Below are 20,315 nucleotides of genomic sequence, written 5' to 3'. Positions count from 1 at the left end.
TCACTTACCCTGCCAGACTGGTTTGCGTTTTTCCATAAAAGCGTTTAGCCCTTCTAAGGCATCCGCGCTAGGCATTAATTCATTCAGGTAAATATCATCAATAGCCTTTAGTCCCTCAACAAAGCCCTTATTCAGGCCGGCCTTGATGGCCTTTTTGGTGTACGCCAGCACTAATGGGCTCATTGTCATAAACTTCTGTAAAAATTGCTTCACGCCTTCGTCAAAGGAATCCACGGGTAGAACAGCGTTCACCAACCCCAACTTATCAGCCTTGGCGGCATCGAAGACCTCGCCTCCCAAAAGCAATTCCATAGCATGGGGCATAGAGGTTAATTTGGGAAGCATGTAGGCAGCTATGGGTGGAAATACTCCGACAGCTATTTCTGGTTGTCCGAACTTCGCCTTTTCCGAAGCTACGACCATATCACAGAAAAGCACCAGTTCATATCCTCCACCCAAAGCCGCACCATTAACAGCTGCCACAATAGGTTTATCGTTATTATACATATTATGGAATATGCTGTCGAAGACCTCAATCATTTTTGCCACCTTATCAGGTGTGTGATCCGCAACGTCTACACCGGCTGAAAAGACCTTCCCTTCTGCATTTAAGAGGATAAGTTTAGCGGTTTGCCCTTGGGCCCAGACAAATGCGTCGGCGATTTCCTCCATCATAGGAATAGTCAAAACATTAAGTGGCGGTTTGTTTAGGGTTATGGAAATCAATCCATCCACATTATTCACCTTGATAAAATCATAACTCATACGATACCCTCCTTTTCACATCTTTATCGTCATAGTATTAATCGTTGCTTATATTCCCACTCGCGTTTGCTCCAAAGAAGGTGTAGGAAATGCGAGCGCTTTAGTTAATACATAAGCCGTTTGGAGTGCCTCTGTAGGGCAAAGAGGAAAACATTCTTTGCAGTTCCAGCACTCCTGGGAAGCTATCTCAGGAATGAAGCATATCTCCCGAGTTTTGCCTTTGTCAACAAAGGCAATAGCGTTCTTCTTTTTGACCTCGGCACAGTATCTTACACATAGACCACAATGAATGCAAAATGAGGAATCTTTTTCAAAACGGTCTTTGTTTGCTCCATACTCTATAGCCAAATCCTGCAAATCAAAGGCATCCGGAGCATGAGCCAGCAATAGCTCCAAGATCATTTTGCGAATTCTAGCTAACTTCTCAGACCTGGTTCTGACGACCAAATCTTTGGCCACAGGGTAAAGGCAGGCAGCAACATAATTTGTCCAGCCGCGAACGTCTGCTTCTACTGTGCAAAAGCGGCAACCCCCATAAGGTTCTAATTTCTCATGGTGACAAAGTGTCGGAATCGATATTCCCGCTTGTTGTGCAGCCTGTAAAACGGTCATGCCTTCACTTGCCGTAACTTCTTTTCCGTCAATCTGTAAAATAATTTCACTCATTTTTCTATGCTCCCTCTAATGCGATCAGTTCCTTGCAGGAATGTGCCGGGCACCGCTTCTCCTTGATGTTCGCCTCAAATTCACCTCTAAAGTATTTTAACATGCTCAATATCGGGTTTTGAACGCTCCTGCCCAGCGAGCAAAGGGCCGCTGCGCCGAGTACCTCAGCTAAATCCTCCAAAAGCTCAATATCCCCTTCTCTTCCCTTGCCCTTAGTGATATTAGTCAGGATATTAAGCATCTGCCTGATGCCTTCACGACATGGAACGCATTTGCCGCACGATTCCCCAGAGAGGAAATCAATGAAGTACCTAGCGACCTCAACTAAACAGGTATCTTCATCCATTAGCAGCATATCCCCTGCCCCCATTGAAGCTCCCAGTTTTGACAGCACATCAAAATCCAGCGGGTTGTCGATGAGGCTCTCGGGAATAGTCCCTCCCATGGGTCCTCCAAAGTGAATCGCTTTAAGTTTCTTTCCGTTTGGAATTCCACCACCAAAGTCGTAGACAATTTCTCTGAGCGAGGTACCCAAAGGAACTTCTACTACAGCTGAATTACATACATGACCTGATAAGGATACGAGTTTTGTCCCCTTGCTCCGCTCTGTCCCGATACTGTTATACCATTCGGAGCCCTTAGCGATGATCTGAGGCACATTAGCCCAAGTTTCCACATTGTTCAGGTTACTCGGCCTATCCCAAATACCATTTACCGAAGTACGGATATATTTTGGTTTTGGCTCCGGTGCTTTTCCTTCTATTGACCTCATTAAGGCACTGGACTCGCCTGATACGAAGATCCCGACATCAAAATGCACCTCAACCTTAAAGTTGAAACCGGAGCCAAGGATATTTTCACCCAGCAGGCCGTACTCCTCCGCCTGGGCAAGGGCAATATCTAGATTCTTTCTTAGCTCCGGAGTATCATGCCGGGTGTAAATGAAGCCTTGATGTGAACCTATAGCATACGCACCGATGATCAAGCCTTCCAGCACGCTATGCGGATTTCCCTGAAAGAGAGCTCTATCCATAAACGCCCCAGGCTCCCCTTCATGAGCGTTCACAATAACATACTTCACTTCGTTGGGGGCATTACGGGTAGTCTCCCACTTCCTACCTGCAGGGAAGCCACCGCCGCCCCGTCCGCGCAAGTTGGCTTTCTGTACTTCTTCAAGGACTTGCACAGGGCTCATCTCAAGCAGAGCCTTGGCTAACGCAGAATAGCCGCCAATCGCCAGGTAGTCATCGATGCTCTTAGGATTAATCTTTGCGTTATTACCCATCAGAACCCGCATCTGGTTTTTATAGAAAGGTATTTCAGCCATCTGCGCTACTTTTTCACCAGTATGGGGGTCTGTATAAACCAAGCGGTTGATTACTTTTTTCTCAATAATAGTCTGGGAAATTATCTCCGGGACATCCTGCGGCTTAACCTCTAAATAGCAGATTTCTTCAGGATAAATAACAACAATCGGCCCTTTTTCACAAAAGCCATGGCAGCCGGTGGCTATTACATCCACTTTAGCTTCTAACGATTGTTTCCTGATTTCTTCTTTAAAGGCGTTAATAACTAGGCCGTTACCGAGGCCGAGACAGCTGAGTCCCGCACATATAGCGATACTAGGCTTATCGGGATCTTTTTTTGACAAGATGCCCTGCCTGAGTTCTTCCAATTCAGCAGCCGAATTTATCCTTGTCATAATCTTCCCTCAATCATATTTTTTTAACGCCTCTGCTATCTCGTTAGGCGATATCCTACTGTGAGTCTGATCATCAATTTTTAGCATTGGACCACAAGTGCAACAGCCTTGGCAGTTAACGGTCTCCAAACTAAACTTCTGATCCGCATCCGTTTCACCAGGTTTAATTCCAGTCAGGTCTTGCACCGAGTCGAGAACACTCTGCGCACCACGAATATGACAGGCGGTACCTGTACAAACGTGAATTTCATGACGTCCTTTGGGAGTCAAACTGAAGGTTTTATAATAGGTAGCTATGCGCAGTACTCGACTAAAGGGCACCCCTAATTTCTCACTGATCTTCGCTAATACTTCTCTGGGAAGCCAATGTTTCTCTTCCTGAATCTCCATCATGACTCGAATCAGTGAACCGGCTTGGCCCTGATATTTATCTAAAATCTGATCAATTGCATCATTATCCATAATCTCTCTGTCCTGACCTCCTTCTCTCCCCGAAATCGATGTTCGATGTTCGAAGTTCGAGTGATTGTAATCTTTCAGGCATTATATCTACAGGAAACACAGTTATTCCTTAGGCGAGAGCAAAGCGTTTTTGGCTTTCCTCGTACCTGACTAGTCCTTGACTTGATGAACTATTAAGGTGCCTTGATACCTCAGACGGGGTCAGGTCTAATACCTTAGAGATCTCTCCGGTTGTCTGGGGCCCGTCCCGCAAGAGTGAGATAATTTGGCTGATTGCCAATTTCTCCCCAATTGTTTCATCAAACAACGTTTTGAACTCGTCACTGGCGAAGAAATTATGATAGACCTCCTCCGATTGAATCGTTATTCGCATTCTCTCCCTTTCCACCAGTTTGATGTAAGGGACTAAGTTTGTAACTGCTTCAAGTTTGGACTTTAAGGTCTTCTTGTCTATTCCTTCGGCCTTGCCTAGAGGCCCTAACTCTTTCATCTTCTTGCCAAAGTCATTCATTACTTCGGCGAATAGGTTTCCTTCCCCGGAAGTCATTGTTTCCATCCTTAACCTTTCGGGGTTCAGCCCAATGTTCTCCATTATTTTCTTACACAGAAGTACCATGTTTAAGGCATGGTAATTACCATGGGTACTATAATTACAATCATTAAAACGGCAACCACCAATAAACACTCCATCATTTCCATTGGAGAAGGCCCTTAATACAAAGGACAGGTCGACTCTACCGGAACACATGACGCGAATAATCCTGCTTTCAGTTGAATATTGTAGTCTGGACACGCCAGCTAGGTCCGCAGACCCGTATGCTCACCAATGGCATACAAAACCTAATATTTTTGGTTTAAATTTAAGTCCTGTACTCACTCGTTCTCACCGCCTTACTTAGTAGTAATCCCGTCTTAAACCGCCGTGTCAATTTGGCTCATGATCTCTTCATCAGTAAAGTGTTTTAGTTGAATTGCTCCTGTTGGACACTTTGTGTTACAGAGACCATCTCCCTTACAAAGAACAGGATTAATCCTAGCCTTTCTGCCTTGTGGTGTCTCATAAAATTCTAGTGCACCATACGTACATGCGGTGATACATGCTCCACACGAAATACAGCTACTCTCCTTCACTTCGCAAACAGCTCCGGAGGCTACGACTGTATCATGGGAGAGCAGAGTTATGGCTCGCCCGGCAGCTCCATACGCCTGGCTGACAGATTCCGATATTAGTTTAGGATAGTGGGCTATTCCACAAAGATAAACCCCATCGACAGCAAACTCAACAGGCCTTAATTTGACATGGGCTTCTTTAAAGAAACCATCAAGATTGGTTGTTACCTTGAATAACCGGGTTGCTTCCTGACTTCCCTCTGATGGAATAACGGCGGCAGCTAAAGCGAGGGCATCAGCATCGATTTCCAGTTTCTTACCTAAAACAAGATCGGTCACGCTAACCCTTAAGACACTCCGTCCATCCTCATCCACAGCTGGTTCCACCGATGGTCCATCCTCCGGCTCATAGCGGATGAACCTGACATCCTTACTTGCCGCTTCCCTGTAATAATCCTCTTTTAAGCCATAGGTTCTGATATCCCTAAACAAAATATAGATGTCCATCTGAGGGTTTAGCTCTTTTAGTTTCAGGGCGTTCTTGATCGACTCACTACAACAGATCCGACTACAGTAGTTTCTGTCTTCATTTCTACATCCTACGCATTGGATCATCACCAAACTCTTAGAGTTGAGCAGCCCTTCATTTCCTTTGGCGATTTTCTCCTCCAACTCCAAGTTAGTCATTACCCTATCATCTTCGCCATAAAGGTATTCCGTGGGTTGATATACCTCAGCACCTGTCGCGAGAATGGTGGCGCCATGTTTTATCTCACTGACTCTTCCTTCATGTTTCACCTTGGTTACGAAATTCCCAACGTAACCCGTCGTACCTGTGATGGTAGCATCAGTATAGACATGGATTAAGTGGTGCTGATAAACCTTGCGGATGACCTCTTGCAAAGTCTCTTGAACATCAAGCCCTTCGAGGGTGTAATAGATTTTGCGTGCGATTCCCCCTAGGTCTTTATCCTTCTCCAGCAGGTAAACCTCATGCCCCTGATTGGCCACACTCAGTGCACTAGTCATCCCGGCCAGTCCGCCTCCAACCACTAAGGCCGTCTTGTTAACCTGCAGAGCAAATTCCTGCAAAGGCTCCAAATAGCACGCTCGAGCTACTGACATCCGGACTAGATCCTTGGCCTTTTGGGTAGCCTCTTCTTTTTCTTTGGCATGGACCCAAGAGCAATGTTCTCTAATATTAGCCATTTCCAAGTAGTATTGGTTAATTCCCGCTTCTCGTAGGGTGTCCCGGAACAACGGTTCAAGGGTCCTGGGAGAGCAGGCAGCGATCACTAAGCGATTGAGCCCTTTTTCCTTGGCCATGTCTGCAATTTCTTTGGCAGAATTAGTGGCACATGAAAATAGCTGTTCCTGAGCGTAGACTACATTGGGTAAGCTTAAAGCATATTCGACCGTGGAAGGAACATTTACTATCCTAGATATATTTGCCCCACAATGACAGACAAAGACGCCTACCTTAGGCTCCTCTTGGGAGACATCCCTTTCTGGCGGATATTGCCTTTCCCTGGACAGCTTCCCTCGCCTGAAGTCAAGCAGTTCACCACATTGGGAGCCAGCCCCGCTGGCAGAATAAACCGACTCTGGAATATCCAGAGGACCCTGAAAGGCTCCGCTTACAAAGATCCCAGGCCTACTGGCCTCCATAGGATTGGAAGAAATTGTTTTGCAAAAGCCGTGTGAATTGAGCTCGATGCCGAACTTATCTGCCAGATCCTCATAACCAGTAGGCGGATTCAAGCCGATGGATAAGACCACCAGATCGAATTCTTCCTCTTTTACTCCATCATCGAGAGTCGAATATCTGATCGTTACATTCTTGCTTTCCGGGATCTCTTTTCCTATCGATACGTAGCTTCTGATAAATCGAACCCCGGGGAGTTGCTCTGTTTTTTGGAAGTAGCGCTCTAAATCCTTGTTATAGGAACGAATATCGTTATGGAATATGGTGCACTCGGCCTCAGCGTCATGCTCTTTGGTCAGAATCACCTGTTTTTGGGCATATGAGCAACATACTGCAGAACAATAGCTGTTGCCACCTTCAGGGTTAACCTGTCTGGAACCGACACATTGAATCCAGGCAATTTTATGGGGATGCTTTTTGTCTGAAGCGCGCAGTATCTCCCCTTCGTAGGCCCCGGATGGACTTAATATTCGTTCATAATCAAGACTGGTTACCACGTTCTCAAACTTTCCGTAGCCATAGTCATTCCTCAACTTAGGATCAAAGGGCTCAAACCCAAGGGACAGAACTATCGCCCCTACATTTACTTCGACCTTCTCTGCCACTTGATTAAAATCTATGGCACCCGTCTTACAGACCGATTGGCAAATACCACATTTCTTTTCTTTAAGGTAAAGGCAGCTATCATCAATATAAGTGGACAGAGGTATCGCTTGAGTGAAGTAAATATGGATGGCTTTATTATCGGATATTTCCTGATTAAATTGATCAGGGTACTTGACCGGGCAGTATTCTACACAGACAGTACAACCCGTGCATTTGCTCTCGTCAACATATTTGGGCCTTTTCTTCAAGGTTACCTTGAAGTTACCAGCTTCCCCTTCTACATTGTCAACTTCAGTATAAGTCAGGACCTCAATATTCGGCTGCCGGTCGACCTCGACCAGTTTGGGGTTGATTATTCAACTTGAGCAGTCATTGGTTGGAAAGGTTTTGTCAAGTTGGGCCATATGGCCGCCGATACTCGGCGCTTTGTCAACTAGGTAAACCTTATAACCGGCAGTGGCCAGATCAAGAGAGGCTTGAATACCGCTGATCCCTCCACCAACAACCATAACGTCTCCAAAATTCTTGTCTCCAGCACTATTACAAAGTAGTTGAATCTGTTCTTTTAGCAATAGTTCATTTTCCACTTTATATCACCTCCGTAGTTTTTATGTACCCGTACTGTTCGGGTTCGGCCGGGCTGCCGACTTAATAGCTTCTTTTAGTTTAGGAAAGATAAAAACAAATCCCGGCCTAATGGTGGTTAGTGCATAATATTAATATCTGGGTAACTTAACTTGATCGTAATAATATTCGACTACGCCAATTTCCTTCATGCGGTCATTTATATATCTCCAGCGTTCCCTTAAACGACCAGTAAACTGCTTTTCACAAGGATATTCATTACATTGAAAACAATAATCAACGCTTTTCTCTTTATGGCAGGTTTTAGCGGAACAAGTCGTTAGCGGACATTGCACATTTTCACCTCTGCACCCACTACACGAGCCATTGGAAAAAGAGGTCAGGATTTCTGCGAACTGAGTGTACCCCTTAAAAATAGGGTTTCTTTCTGTTTTCATTTTTGCAACTGGCTTATAATTCCCGAGTAGGTAAGCAAGCCTTGAACTTAATTGTTTGATTTCCCCGTTTTCATAATCGGCGCATCTCTCACAATCAAGACCACACAGAGAAAGATGTTTTAATACATCATCATAATCCACTTTCTGACACCTCCTCGCTCCGTCTCGTAAGGCATATGAACTGAGGTCCTGATGCCAATCGCTTCTTGCATGTCTTCTTCCTCTTCTAAATAACCTCCTGGATGATCTCCGTAATGTCCTTAATCTGAATGACATCATCATAGCTCATGACTAACCTGCTATCCTCGAAATTGGTTATGCAATACGGGCAGGAAGTAACCAGAACCTCAGCCCCAACCCCAACAGCTTGATCTAATCTGAGGTTGGCGAATCTGTCGGACTTTTGAGTTTCCATCCAAATCCTGCCTCCTCCCATTCCACAACACATACTTTCTTCCCGCGACTCAGCCATCTCGTTCAGGACCAAACCCGGTATTTTCTGTAAGATTCCACGCGGTTCGTCATATATGCCATTATGTCGACCCAGGTAACATGGGTCATGATACGTAACTTTTTTCTCATACTCCTTATTAATTTGAAGCCTGCCGTCATTTATCAGCTCAAATAAATACTGGGAAATATGAACAATCTCAAACTTCACGTTGAATTCAGGATACTCATTCTTAAAGGTGTGGTAGCAATGGGGGGAAGAAACAAGGATTCTCTTTACCCCGTTATCGATAAACGTTTTGATGTTTTCCCTGGCTAAGCGTTTGAATTCTGCCTCATTGCCTGTCTTGCGGATGCTTTCTCCACAGCAATTCTCCTTAGTACCTAGTATCCCAAAATCCACTCCTGCCTTATTAAGGATATTGACTGTGGCTCGAGCTACTTTCTTTAATCTAGAGTCATAGCTAAGGTAGCAGCCTGGAAAATATAAGACTTCCATTCCTTCTGTGAATGGTTTTACTGAGAGACCCTCTGCCCAGTCTGCCCTCTTGGATCGTGCTTCACCAAAGGGGTTACCTTCTGAATAAAGGCCTGCGCTTGCAGCGCGGACAGGCTTGACAGCCTCAGGAAAAACACCATATCCCGTAGCGAACCTACGCAGGCCGATCATGTCATTGATCTGCTTTACGTCTCTGGGGCATCTCTGATGGCACTTGCCGCAGGTTGTGCAGCGCCAGATCTCTTCATTTTCTATCTCAGTCAAACCGAAGGTTGCCTCTCGGATTAACTTGCGCATACTGAAAGTTCTTACCCTATTCCAGGGACAGACAGTATCGCATTTTCCGCATTGATAGCAGAATTTGACGGCTTCTGCGCCGCTCTCTTTAATTTCATCGATGGCCTCTTTGAAGGGGGCTACAATCTCCACGATTTTTAATCCTCTTCTTTCAAATTAATGTTTTAGCCCTTCTGTGACATCCGGGCCATGGTATCTGCAAGCTTCTGGAATCCATATTTGTCTACCAAGGCATTCAAGCCTATCTCCATATCACCCAGCTTGACGTCTTCTTCGGCTTCCTCTTCCCTTTCCTCGTAAGTTAGGGCTTTAGCCAGGCACCACTTAACACACAAGGGCTCTTCTTCATCTTCACACATATCGCATTTCAGAGGCAGTCCGGAATCGGGTTCTTTGAAAATATCTCGGGATGGGCAGGAAGCTCTACAGAAGTCACACTCCTTATATTCCTTGCCGTCTATCACATATTTGTCTCTGCCCATACATTCGGCTGTAGCATATTCACCCGCGTAAACAGGGAGATAGATATCTTTTAAAGGATCACGAATCATTCGAATACGAGACCTCGCCGGATTATTGCTGCTATATTTTGGGGTAGCGTGAAAGGATGAGCAAATCACCTCACAGGCCCGACAACCATTGCACTTATCTACATCGATCTTGATTACCTTGACTTTCTTCTTAATTTTACTCATTTGTCATAATACCTCTTTGTTCAAAGTCTTCGCTCACGTAATCCATCGACAATTCATGTAAAGACTCTTTCGTTGGAATACCTTTAAGGTTCCAGCCCTTAAATTTGTAATATTCATCTAAGAGGGTAGCTTCAAGATCAGGAAAACGTTTCTTCCAATGGTCCTCTGGGGGACGTTCGTCTTCTCTTGTTAAGCCTCTTCGTACATTAAAGGCTCTAATTAAAGTTCGGTTCCTCTTAGCAGCTTGTACTAGCTCTGCTTCATTCATTTCAAACCCAGTCGCTGCTGAAATGACATTGGCATAATTGTGCAGATGATACGCAGGCTTCAGGGGGAACGATGACAAACCAGCGCAAATCCCGGTGGCGTCATCAATGTAGTGCATCTGCTCCATCCAGTCAACGATTTCACAAGAAGCTTCAACAGTTGGGTAATATGGATTGGAGTGTTCTCCGCGGTGTTCCCAGTCTAGGAAATATTTCTTAAATTTTTCAGCAGGAACATGGAACCAATCCGAGATAAACTCTTCTTTCTGCTCTTTCGTATCAAAAGGCGCCTGGGGGAACTGCCCTTCAATTTGGGTAATGTTTATCTTCTCCCCAGTAGAATACATAAGGAAATAGACGGGATTCAACATTCCTAACTTGAGTGGCAGCTGCTCATGTTTCTTAATGTTGTTATGCGCATATTCTTCTGCGCCTTTACCAATCTTTTTGGCAGCCCAATAGGTCCCTTCGGCTAAAATATCGCCGATCCCTTCGCGCCGAACAATTCTCTCCAGTAACCAGAAAAATCGTTCCTCATTATCGGACGGGAATCCCGGCATATCCTCATCCGTCAAAATGCCAGCTTCATAAAGCTCAAGGGCGAAGGCAATCGTTTGCGGGGTTGTGAATCCGTCCACCCCATAGGCCTGAGCTTTAGAGTTGATTCTAAAACCAAAATCCAGGTCTGTCATGGATGCCATGGTATAGGTAAGTTTCGAGTAACATTTCATCATGTATTTGGGGATTCCTGGGTAGGCGACTGATGCCCCGCAGGACATCGGACAGTTATAGCAACTTAAGAACCGCTCCCGCACACTTTCTTGTTTCTCTGTCCACTGCTTTTCGATGTCTTCAGTCCAGAAATCTCTCCTCCGTGTTCGGGCGTTTCCCCACATGAAACTCTCGGTGTGCCACTTCTCATCATGGATTTTCATTTCCTGCGGTGAACCAAGCCCAGCTAAAATAGGGGGTACCATGCCCAGTGGATTTTCCGCTCGGACTTGAATATAGTTTAGAACATCGTTGCAATGCCCCAGAAATTCAGCTGGTCTAGCAATATTGACGTCTTTTGTACCACGGACGACTATCGCCTTTAAGCGTTTGCTTCCCATAACGCCGCCAACTCCTAAGCGGCTGCAACTGGACCTGCCCTGCTCGATGGAAGCATAAAAGACCTTATTTTCACCGGCTAAGCCGATAGAAGCTACCTGAGCGTTGGGTTCCTTCAATTCTTTTCGAATAAGGTCTGCAGTTTCATTCGTGCCCATCCCCGCGAGATGACTGGCATCACGTATTTCTACTTTGTCATTGTTTATCCACAGATAAACCAGATCGGGGGACTGCCCGCGAATGATCACCTTGTCATAACCGGCATGTTTCAATTCTGGTGCAAAAAATCCCCCCATCATTGAAAATGCCATTAAATTAGTCTGTGGAGAAATGGTAGAAACAATGGTGCGATTAGCACCGGGAGCAGGGGTCCCGGTTAAAAGACCAGCGCTAAATATCAGGAGATTTTCAGGAGAAAAGGGTTCAACTTCAGGGGGAACCCTATCCCATAATATCTTAGCGTTGGTACCTAGCCCGCCAAGATGAAGTTCGGCTAATTTCGGGTCAGTTTCTACCCTCTCAATGTTTCCTCGGGATAAATCAATTTCTAGATTATACCCTGTCTCTGCGTATCTCATTTTTCAACCCCTCTAGGTATGTTTTTACCATAAATAATCGCTCATAAATCCATAACAAACCTTCATGCTTGTTAAGCAAGAAGTGTTTCAGCTTAACTCTGGCCCTTTAGAAAACTTGGCTAGCGCTAAACCTTTAGGCCCCAGCGGTCGCCATAGGTTGCACAGCCTAGATTTACTTCTCTAGGAGAGGTGCCATAACTGCTTCAAAGAATTCCGTGGTATATGGCTTACATTCCACCTGCAACTGACGATACTTAATAAAGTCAATCGTGTCTTTACCGGTTGCTTTCTTGTTGTTGAAAGCGTTGAAGCCCATATATGCCTCGCTCTGCATGTTGGCGACCAGCCAGTGACGGTTCAGTAGTTTGGCTTGATCCCAGAAGAATTTCTTCTTAGCGCGAACACCATCAATGGACATCATCAGACAGTTAGGGAACAAGTTGGTAAATACATAGATGATCTTATCAATTTCTTTATCCAACTGGGTAAAGTCTGTAGTGGCTTCACTGATGATTTTTTTAGCCTCTGCAGCTGCTTCTCCTGTTTTAAAGTCCCCGTAAACGATCTCTCCGTCTTCAACATAATTTTCGGTTTTAATCAGCGGGTTGCGAATGAATTTGCCGTCGAGTTTCAAGACGGGAATGGCTTTGCTGATCATGCCCATCCGATGTACTTTATAAGCGCTCCACATTTCACAGGAAACGCAGTTCCACATGGCCTGCTCCATGGTTAAAAATTCAGGCAGGAAGTCAGTGGCACCACCAACTGGAGCAGATCCGTGTTTCGGGCCTGCCTGCCCAAAAATAGCCATATCGGAAGAGATCGTGAGGTCGCAAGCCAGACCAATCTCCTGTCCGCCAGCAACCCTCATACCGTTTACTCTGCAGATAACTGGCTTTTTGCAATTTAAGAGACCATCGACCATCGCGTTGAAGAGATCCATATAAGAACCGTACTCTGTACCATTCATGCTATAATACTCGGAATATTCCTTAGTGTTGCCGCCTGTACAAAATGCCTTGTCTCCTACAGCGGTAAAGACAACAGCGACAACGGAGCGATCAGCCGATGCTTTTTGCATTCCGGCAATAACTCCTTTAACCATTTCTGTGGTGTAGGAATTAAATTGTGAGGGGTTGTTCAGAGTTACCCATGCTGAATAAAGGCTCGGCACAATGTTTCCTTTGGGGTCCACAATGGGCTTTTTCTCATAAATTACACAAGGTGCTTCCGTGCCAAAGTGCTCATTGCCAAATAAATCATGATTTTTGGTATCCGATTGACGGGGCCATCTGTTCAAACTATTTAAGTCCATTAATTACCCTCCTAAATATTGGTCATATTTATCTTCTCAACTTCTAACAACCATTCTTCGAATTAAGAATCAACTAAAACTAAAACTATATCTTTTCTTCCACACCTCCTCTTCAAACAAATAGTATTAGGTATAAGTAGGTAGCTTTCACGGGCTTATAAAAGTGCGTGTCTTCTTCCTCCTTTTGAAATATAAGTAAACTTGAATTATCTTTATGCAAATGTCATGCCATTACACAAACTGTTCCACCCATTATAAAATTGATCAGCTAAAATTGACCGCTTAACTGTTGAAACTTAATTGTCAACGGTTTAATATCCACTGATTTCTCTTAATATTTAATATATTAAGAAAGTGAGAAATCGAAAAACCACTGCAGTTATGCAGTGGTTTTTCGATTCTGTACAAAAAGTCACTTGAATCACAGCTTGTACCGAGTCATATGTGCATCGCAATGATGCACATATGACTCGGTAAATACTCAATTCCAAGAGTATTTACTTTCAATGATTAATACTCCAGGGACAAGGGTTCGAACTTTAAAGCGTAAATTGTTGCTATATAGCGTTTATTATCTAATTTCTTACTAATTTATCTTCAAGGGTCGTAGTGAATGATGTGGTATAATACTTGCATATAAGAACTGTTAACAGAATATTTTAAAAAGTATATTTTATAGATTTTCGTATATACTTTTTTCTCCAGTTCTTAGTGGAATACCTGCAAAGCAGTCGTTGTTGCTTATACCACCAAAATTCTTTTTCGGATATGCTAAGAAATGAGGGATCCGCTTGAAACATCGTGTCCTATTGGTCGATGACGATGACTCCGCACGTCAAGAACTGGGCTATTTACTCCAGCCTTTTGAGGATGTTCAGATTGTTGGGGAAGCCTCAAATGCATTAGAAGCCCTAGAGTTAATTGATAATCTGGATTATTCCCTAATTTTTTTAGACATTCTTATGCCTGGCTTAAACGGGATTGACCTAGCCCACCTATTGAGAGAAAAATCGGATTCACTCACAATTATCTTCACCACAGTTCATGAAGAGTATGCGTTTGTCTTTGCTTTAAATGGTTTAGACTATCTTCTTAAACCTATTCACCCTAAACGCCTGGAAGAAAGCCTCATGAAAGTGCGTCAAATGATAGGCAAACCAGCTGGACCGAAGAGTAAGCCGCTACCTGCTAAAAGTGATGTTATAACACCTCCCATTAAACCTTTGGAAGTTGTACCTGTTGAACTAAGAGGCAAAATAATTCTCTTACACCAGAACGACATTATCTTTATCTATACCGATAAAGACAAGGTCTTCATTAAAACCCAAAAGGACTCTTACTTAACCCGTTTCACCTTACGGGAGTTGGAAGAACGTTTAAACTCCGCCCTTTTTTTTCGTTCCCATCGTTGTTATTTAGTAAACACACAGCACATGAGGGAACTTTTCCCCTATTTTAATGGAACTTACACTATAGTAGTCGATGACCATGAACGTAGCGAAATCCCTGTGAGCCGGCCCAAATCCCGTATACTCAAAGAGATGTTAGGTCTTTAGGGTCGTATGGGTATTGAGTGACCATCAAGTGTGCCCAATTATCACTGGAAGCTGGCTACATCACGCTAAGTTTTAGTAATTCGAGAGTGAACTCGTTCAGTTATCCAACCATCCATTTACCAGCGAAATTGACCAATCTTCCCTCGCCAGATAATTGATGAATAGGAGGGCTAGAGCTTTATGGGCGTATTTAAAATATCTAACCCCTGTCCAGTTCAACTTAACCCAGACCAGCCCATTTCTGAAATAATCGATCTCTTAATCGCTAATAAACTCTGTTTTGCACCTGTTATAAAAGACCAGGTATTGCTCGGCATTCTGAGTCTGGCAACTGCCCTAAAATGGACAAGGTCCAATGAGCCCCTCAAAAATCAGGGTAAAGTCAAAGATGCCATGCAAACAAAAATCGGCCCTTATCAGGGAGGTTTAGATGGAAAAGAAGGGTTTCCAGAGGGCAATTGTGCGTTCTCTAGAGAAGATTCTCAGGGTAACTCGGATGGCTTAATCACTTTTAAGGAAGCATTTACTAATCTTACTCAAAAGATGACGACTCAAAATGAGTTTAACCAAGCCATTCTGGAAAGCGCACCTGTTGGTATCATTGCTCTCAACGCCCTCGGTGAAATCATATTTATGAACAAGGAAGCCTACCGTTTACTTAGTGTGGATAGTAATATCATCGGGAAACCGATGAAACTAGTTTTTCCTGTCAGTGGACTTACCAATATCATTGAGACGGGTCTTACAGAATTTGGCCAAAAATTAGTGGTTAACGGTCGCACTATTATATCCAACCGCTCCCCCATTATTTTGAATGACAATATTTGTGGTGCGGTGGCAATTTTTCAAGATATCACCGAATTAGAGAATATCTCCTCCCAACTCGCTTCGGTAAAGCAACTTAACCTCGAACTGGATGCGATTATCGAATCCTCTTTCGACGGCGTTATGATAACCAACCAAGAAGGAGTAGGCATCAGAATCAACCAAGCCTTAGCCCGATTAACCGGATTAGATGCCACGAACTTTGAAGGAAAACTAATCGATGATTTATTTGTTAAAGGCATTTTTGAGTATGAATCTATTACCATCAAGGCTTTACGAGAAGGACGAACTATTACAAATGTCCAGAAAGTTAGCACCACAGGCAAAGAGGTGCTCGTTACTGGTAATCCGATTTTCGATATAGAAGGTAAGGTTCATAGAGTAGTCACTAATGTCCGTGATATTTCCGAACTCCAAAACCTGAAGGAAAAATTAAAAGAGTCTGAGATGTTGGCAACTCGCTATCAAACAGAACTTTCACAATTGATTCCGGAGCGACTTGAAAAGGACAAAATTATTGTACAAAGTCCTAGTATGTTGAAACTATATAATCTCGCCATGCGAGCGGCCCGGACGGATGTCACCGTTCTGCTTCTCGGTGAATCCGGTGTCGGAAAAGAAGTCTTTTCCAGAGTGATCCACAGCACAAGCAACCGTGCAACTACAGGAAGATTAATCCAGATAAACTGTGGAGCTATTCCGGAAAATCTTTTAGAATCCGAGCTATTCGGATATGAACCTGGTGCTTTTACTGGGGCCAGTCCAAAAGGGAAACCAGGGATTTTTGAAATCGCTACCCACGGGACACTACTTCTAGATGAAATAGGAGATCTACCTAAAAATCTCCAGGTAAAACTGTTACGTGTTCTTCAGGAACAGGAAGTTTATCGAATAGGGAGTACTAATCCGATTAGACTTGATGCTCGCATTATTGCTGCTACCAATCTAAATATTTGGGAACGAGTAAAAGAGGGTTCCTTTAGAGAAGACCTATTTTATCGTTTGAACGTTTTACCTATTGAAATCCCCCCCTTAAGGGAACGCAAAGAAGATATTTTGCCTCTAGGCATGCACTTCATTAAACTTTACAACGAAAAATATAAAGTATCAAAGCGGCTGGACCCCAAAGCCATACCCATTCTGGAATCGTACAATTGGCCTGGCAATGTAAGAGAACTTCAAAATGTACTCGAAAGATTAATGGTCGTTACCGATGAAGAATTAATTCAATCCTTACAGGTTCAGTATCAATTAACCAAGTTTAAACCAAAGTTTAATTCTCCGATAACCGTAAATGAACTTATACCAATTCATGAAGCTAGAGATATATTGGAAAAAGAACTGATTTGTATGGCCTTAGATTGTTACCCTTCCATCAGAAAAGCTGCTGACGTTTTGGGACTTGATCACTCAAATATTGTACGTAAGGTTGCTAAATACGGGATAAAGAGATAATTAGATCCTAAGGCATTCTGCAACGAAACTAGTGCGTTTGACCATGACCCGGTGTTATAAGACTCCATATTGGTGCGGTAGGACTCCATATTTGAGGTTCTACCGCACCAATCTTATTTTTCCCATCGTTGTCTTAAAAAGTATATCTTCTGTTTACTACTTAAATATAACCGTTCAAGTTTATATAATGATAATTAATAGAAAATTTTAAAGATTCAGAAATAAATGGTCCTACTATTGCATTAAGAATTTGTAGTTATTTGAAATTCTCTTTTTTAAGATTGTTAAACCTAAAGGAACCTTTTTTCAAAGGGAAGGGGGGAAAGACTATCGTATCGGAGTATCGATGTTCAGCTTTGGCTGAACCACTTCACTTTGAAAGGAATGTTTTTCAACTATGCAAATAAAGAAATCAGAAGAAACAGCAAAGTTTAATGCAGCTAACTTATTTGTTGACCGTCATGTGCGCCAAGGTCGCGGAGACAGAGTAGCTCTTTATTATCAAGACCAACAAATCACTTACGGAAAGGTTTTTGAAAAGGTCAACCAGATCGGTAATGCTTTGAAAGACTTGGGCGTGAACATGGAAGACCGTGTTATGTTATTACTTTTAGATTGTCCAGAGTTTATTTACAGTTTCTTCGGGGCAATGAAAATTGGGGCAGTGCCGATACCTGTCAATACTCTACTAAAACCAGCAGACTACGAGTACCTGCTGAATGACAGCAGGGCTAAAGTGATCGTGGTCAGCGACGAATTGCTGAGCAACATTTCAACAGCTAAATTAAAATACTTGAAACACATCATCGTTGTAGGCAATCCAAACGAACCATTTATCAATTTTAATACTTTAATTAACGATAAATCTACAGAATTAGAAACTGCCGACACCGGCAAAGATGATCCAGCGTTTTGGCTCTACAGTTCGGGTACCACCGGTTCCCCCAAAGGCGCAGTACACCTCCACCATGATATGGCTTTTTGCGCAGAGCATTTTGCCAAAAATCTTTTTAATATTACTGAAAATGACCGAACCTTCTCCGTGGGCAGGTTGTTCTTCGCCTATGGTTTAGGTAATAGTATGTTTTACCCCTTTTATGTAGGTGCTTCCGCCATACTCTCTCCAGACCGCCCTACTCCAGTTCATCTCCTCCAGATCATAGACCAGTATAAACCTACGCTATACTTTGGGGTTCCTACCTCGTATACTGCCATACTACAGTTGGAAGAGGATACAGATAATTATGATTTAAGCAGCATCAAGCATTACTTTTCTTCTGGAGAAGCCCTACCCTCGGTGATCTTCGAGCGCTGGTTGGAAAAATTCAAGGTTGAGCTGTTAGATGCCATTGGTTCGACGGAGGTTCTGCACATCTTTATCTGCAATATGCCCGGTCAAGTTAAAGCAGGAAGTACCGGTAAGCTTGTTCCTGGCTTTGAGGCAAAGCTTGTTGACGAGGATGACTTGATCGTACCAGAAGGTGAAGTTGGAACTCTAATGATCAAAGGGGATTGTACAGCCGCCTATTATTGGAATAAACATGAAAAGAGCAAAAAGACCTTCAAGGGGGAGTGGGTTAATACTGGGGACAGATATTATCAAGACAAAGATGGATTCTTTTGGTATGTTGGACGAGACGATGACATGTTGAAATCCGGTGGGATCTGGGTTTCCCCCATCGAAGTGGAACATGCTTTAATGGTACACCCAGCAGTACTGGAAACAGCTGCCATTGGTAGCAGCGACGTAGATGGATTAATTAGGCCCAAGGCCTTTGTTGTGCTGAATAAGGGTTATGAACCCAGCCCAGAGTTAGCAAATGAATTAACCCAATTTGTCAAGAACAGCATTGCCCCTTATAAATTCCCGCGCTGGATCCAGTTTGCTACCGAACTACCCAGAACCGCTTCAGGAAAAATCCAGCGGTTTAAGCTACGGGAATTAGACAACTCTAATCATTCAGTATCAATGTAACTATTTTGCTGATATTACCTGCAAAGGGTGTAGAAAATGTTAAGATAAAGGGAGGTTTACAAATGAAAGAAGCACAAGGTAGTGCTTATGAATGGTTAGATAATATGAAATATAGCAGTTTTCATACACTAATAATTGTGTTACTCTGTTTAGTTTTAATTTTTGACGGGTATGATTCTCAGATAGTAGCCTATATCATGCCTTTGGCATCAAAGGAATGGGGCCTTACACCAGTAATGACAGGCTCCTTAGCCTCTTGGGGCTTCGTGGGTTTAATGTTTGGAACTGCCTTCTTTGGCTTTTTGTCTGATCGAATTGGCCGAAAAAAGGGTCTTGTGCTTGCAATTGCCTTCTTTACAATCTTTAGTGGATCAGCTTTTTTTGCTCCAAATTATAGTGCATTTGTTGCTCTACGAGTCTTGGCTGGACTAGGGATGGGCGGTGCCATGCCGATTTGTATTACTATGATTTCAGAATATTCACCTGCCAGAATCCGCGGCAAAGCAGTTACGGCCATGTATGGAGGTTTTACAACAGGATGGATATTGGCTGCCTTAGCGGCAATCGGGGTCATCCCATCTTTTGGTTGGCGCCCTGTGTTTCTGATGGGTGCCATTCCTATACTAATGATCCCATTACTGATGAAGTATATGCCTGAATCAGTCCGTTTTCTCGCCAGCAAAGGACGTCATGAGGAAGCTATTAAAGAAATACGCAAAATAGAAAAACTTACTGGTCAAAAGCCTATTGATTGGAAACCCGAACATTTTGCTATTACTGAAGTAAAATACACAGGCACCATCAAAGATCTTTTTACACCAGGTTTAATAAGAATGACAATTTTGATCTCTGGAACTTACTTTTTCAATCTCATAGTTGTCTATGGGTTGGCCAGTTGGCTTCCTACCCTTCTCGTTCAACGTGGTTTTTCCCTTGTCAAAAGCTATAACTATGGAATGGTTCAAGCTATCGCAGCTTCGGTTGGCGCATTTTTTATTGGTACTTTGTTAGATATATTTGGTCGTAAAAGAACCCTTATTGCAGGTTATTTAATAGGCGCAGTTTCTCTAGTGTTGTTTGGATTTGCTACCAGTGGTCCAGTTTTGATGGCTGCTGGGGCCGCGGCCGGATTTTTCATAATCGGCACGCAAACAACCCTGCACGTTGTTAATGGAGAAACTTATCCAACTCATATTCGTTCAACTGGAGTAGGCTTCACTTATACGATTGGTCGTATCGGTTCCTTTGCTGCTCCC

General features: G+C 43.5%; 15 protein-coding genes. 4 read left to right on the top strand and 11 right to left on the bottom strand.

Translation table 11 applies throughout. From position 1 onward, the window contains the following. The 11 genes from JL57_RS17495 to oah all read right to left on the bottom strand — a co-directional run bounded on the left by JL57_RS17495 (position 1) and on the right by oah (position 13,248). Positions 1-765, bottom strand: coding sequence for an enoyl-CoA hydratase/isomerase family protein (locus JL57_RS17495; protein WP_034143305.1), 765 nt, complete (start codon positions 763-765; stop codon positions 1-3). A 48-nt stretch (positions 766-813) separates the two neighbouring features. Next, positions 814-1,431: a 2Fe-2S iron-sulfur cluster-binding protein gene (locus JL57_RS17490; RefSeq protein WP_034143304.1), complete on the bottom strand. Its 618-nt coding sequence runs from the start codon at positions 1,429-1,431 to the stop codon at positions 814-816. Positions 1,432-1,435: 4 nt separating this feature from the next. Continuing rightward, complete coding sequence (locus JL57_RS17485; protein WP_034143303.1) at positions 1,436-3,133, bottom strand: NADH-ubiquinone oxidoreductase-F iron-sulfur binding region domain-containing protein; 1,698 nt, start codon at positions 3,131-3,133, stop codon at positions 1,436-1,438. Positions 3,134-3,142: 9 nt separating this feature from the next. After that, positions 3,143-3,595, bottom strand: coding sequence for an NAD(P)H-dependent oxidoreductase subunit E (locus JL57_RS17480; RefSeq protein ID WP_034143302.1), 453 nt, complete (start codon positions 3,593-3,595; stop codon positions 3,143-3,145). Between the two features lie 109 nt (positions 3,596-3,704). After that, a complete protein-coding gene (locus JL57_RS17475) occupies positions 3,705-4,472 on the bottom strand; it encodes a hydrogenase iron-sulfur subunit (protein WP_291300221.1) in 768 nt (255 codons plus the stop codon). 35 nt (positions 4,473-4,507) lie between these two features. Beyond that, entirely contained in the window at positions 4,508-7,525 is a 3,018-nt protein-coding gene (locus JL57_RS17470; protein ID WP_291300231.1) for an FAD-dependent oxidoreductase, read from the bottom strand. Between the two features lie 207 nt (positions 7,526-7,732). After that, positions 7,733-8,179 (bottom strand): DUF3795 domain-containing protein, encoded by a 447-nt coding sequence (locus JL57_RS17460; RefSeq protein ID WP_034143299.1) that lies wholly within the window; start codon positions 8,177-8,179, stop codon positions 7,733-7,735. Positions 8,180-8,264: 85 nt separating this feature from the next. Next, positions 8,265-9,416 carry a (Fe-S)-binding protein gene (locus tag JL57_RS17455; protein WP_034143298.1) on the bottom strand — a complete coding sequence of 384 codons (1,152 nt, stop codon included), beginning with the start codon at positions 9,414-9,416 and terminating at the stop codon, positions 8,265-8,267. A gap of 32 nt (positions 9,417-9,448) precedes the next feature. Then, positions 9,449-9,979 (bottom strand): (4Fe-4S)-binding protein, encoded by a 531-nt coding sequence (locus tag JL57_RS17450; RefSeq protein ID WP_034143297.1) that lies wholly within the window; start codon positions 9,977-9,979, stop codon positions 9,449-9,451. After that, positions 9,972-11,933, bottom strand: coding sequence for an aldehyde ferredoxin oxidoreductase family protein (locus JL57_RS17445; RefSeq protein WP_034143296.1), 1,962 nt, complete (start codon positions 11,931-11,933; stop codon positions 9,972-9,974). Before JL57_RS17445 ends, JL57_RS17450 begins: the two co-directional genes overlap by 8 nt. A 172-nt stretch (positions 11,934-12,105) precedes the next feature. After that, positions 12,106-13,248 carry a 6-oxocyclohex-1-ene-1-carbonyl-CoA hydratase gene (gene oah / locus JL57_RS17440; protein WP_034143295.1) on the bottom strand — a complete coding sequence of 381 codons (1,143 nt, stop codon included), beginning with the start codon at positions 13,246-13,248 and terminating at the stop codon, positions 12,106-12,108. 791 nt (positions 13,249-14,039) lie between these two features. Here oah and JL57_RS17435 point away from each other — a divergent pair. From JL57_RS17435 to JL57_RS17420, 4 genes are all read left to right on the top strand, one after another. Further along, a complete protein-coding gene (locus JL57_RS17435; protein WP_034143294.1) occupies positions 14,040-14,804 on the top strand; it encodes a LytTR family DNA-binding domain-containing protein in 765 nt (254 codons plus the stop codon). A gap of 180 nt (positions 14,805-14,984) precedes the next feature. Next, complete coding sequence (locus JL57_RS17430) at positions 14,985-17,084, top strand: sigma 54-interacting transcriptional regulator (protein WP_034143293.1); 2,100 nt, start codon at positions 14,985-14,987, stop codon at positions 17,082-17,084. 397 nt (positions 17,085-17,481) lie between these two features. Next, positions 17,482-19,059, top strand: coding sequence for a benzoate-CoA ligase family protein (locus JL57_RS17425; RefSeq protein WP_034143292.1), 1,578 nt, complete (start codon positions 17,482-17,484; stop codon positions 19,057-19,059). A 62-nt stretch (positions 19,060-19,121) separates the two neighbouring features. Further along, positions 19,122-20,315, top strand: a 1,194-nt coding sequence (locus tag JL57_RS17420; RefSeq protein ID WP_034143291.1) for an MFS transporter, incomplete at its 3' end; no start/stop codon positions are given.

This window comes from Desulfosporosinus sp. BICA1-9, from assembly GCF_000802135.1.
This window is presented reverse-complemented; position numbering and strand designations above follow the sequence as displayed.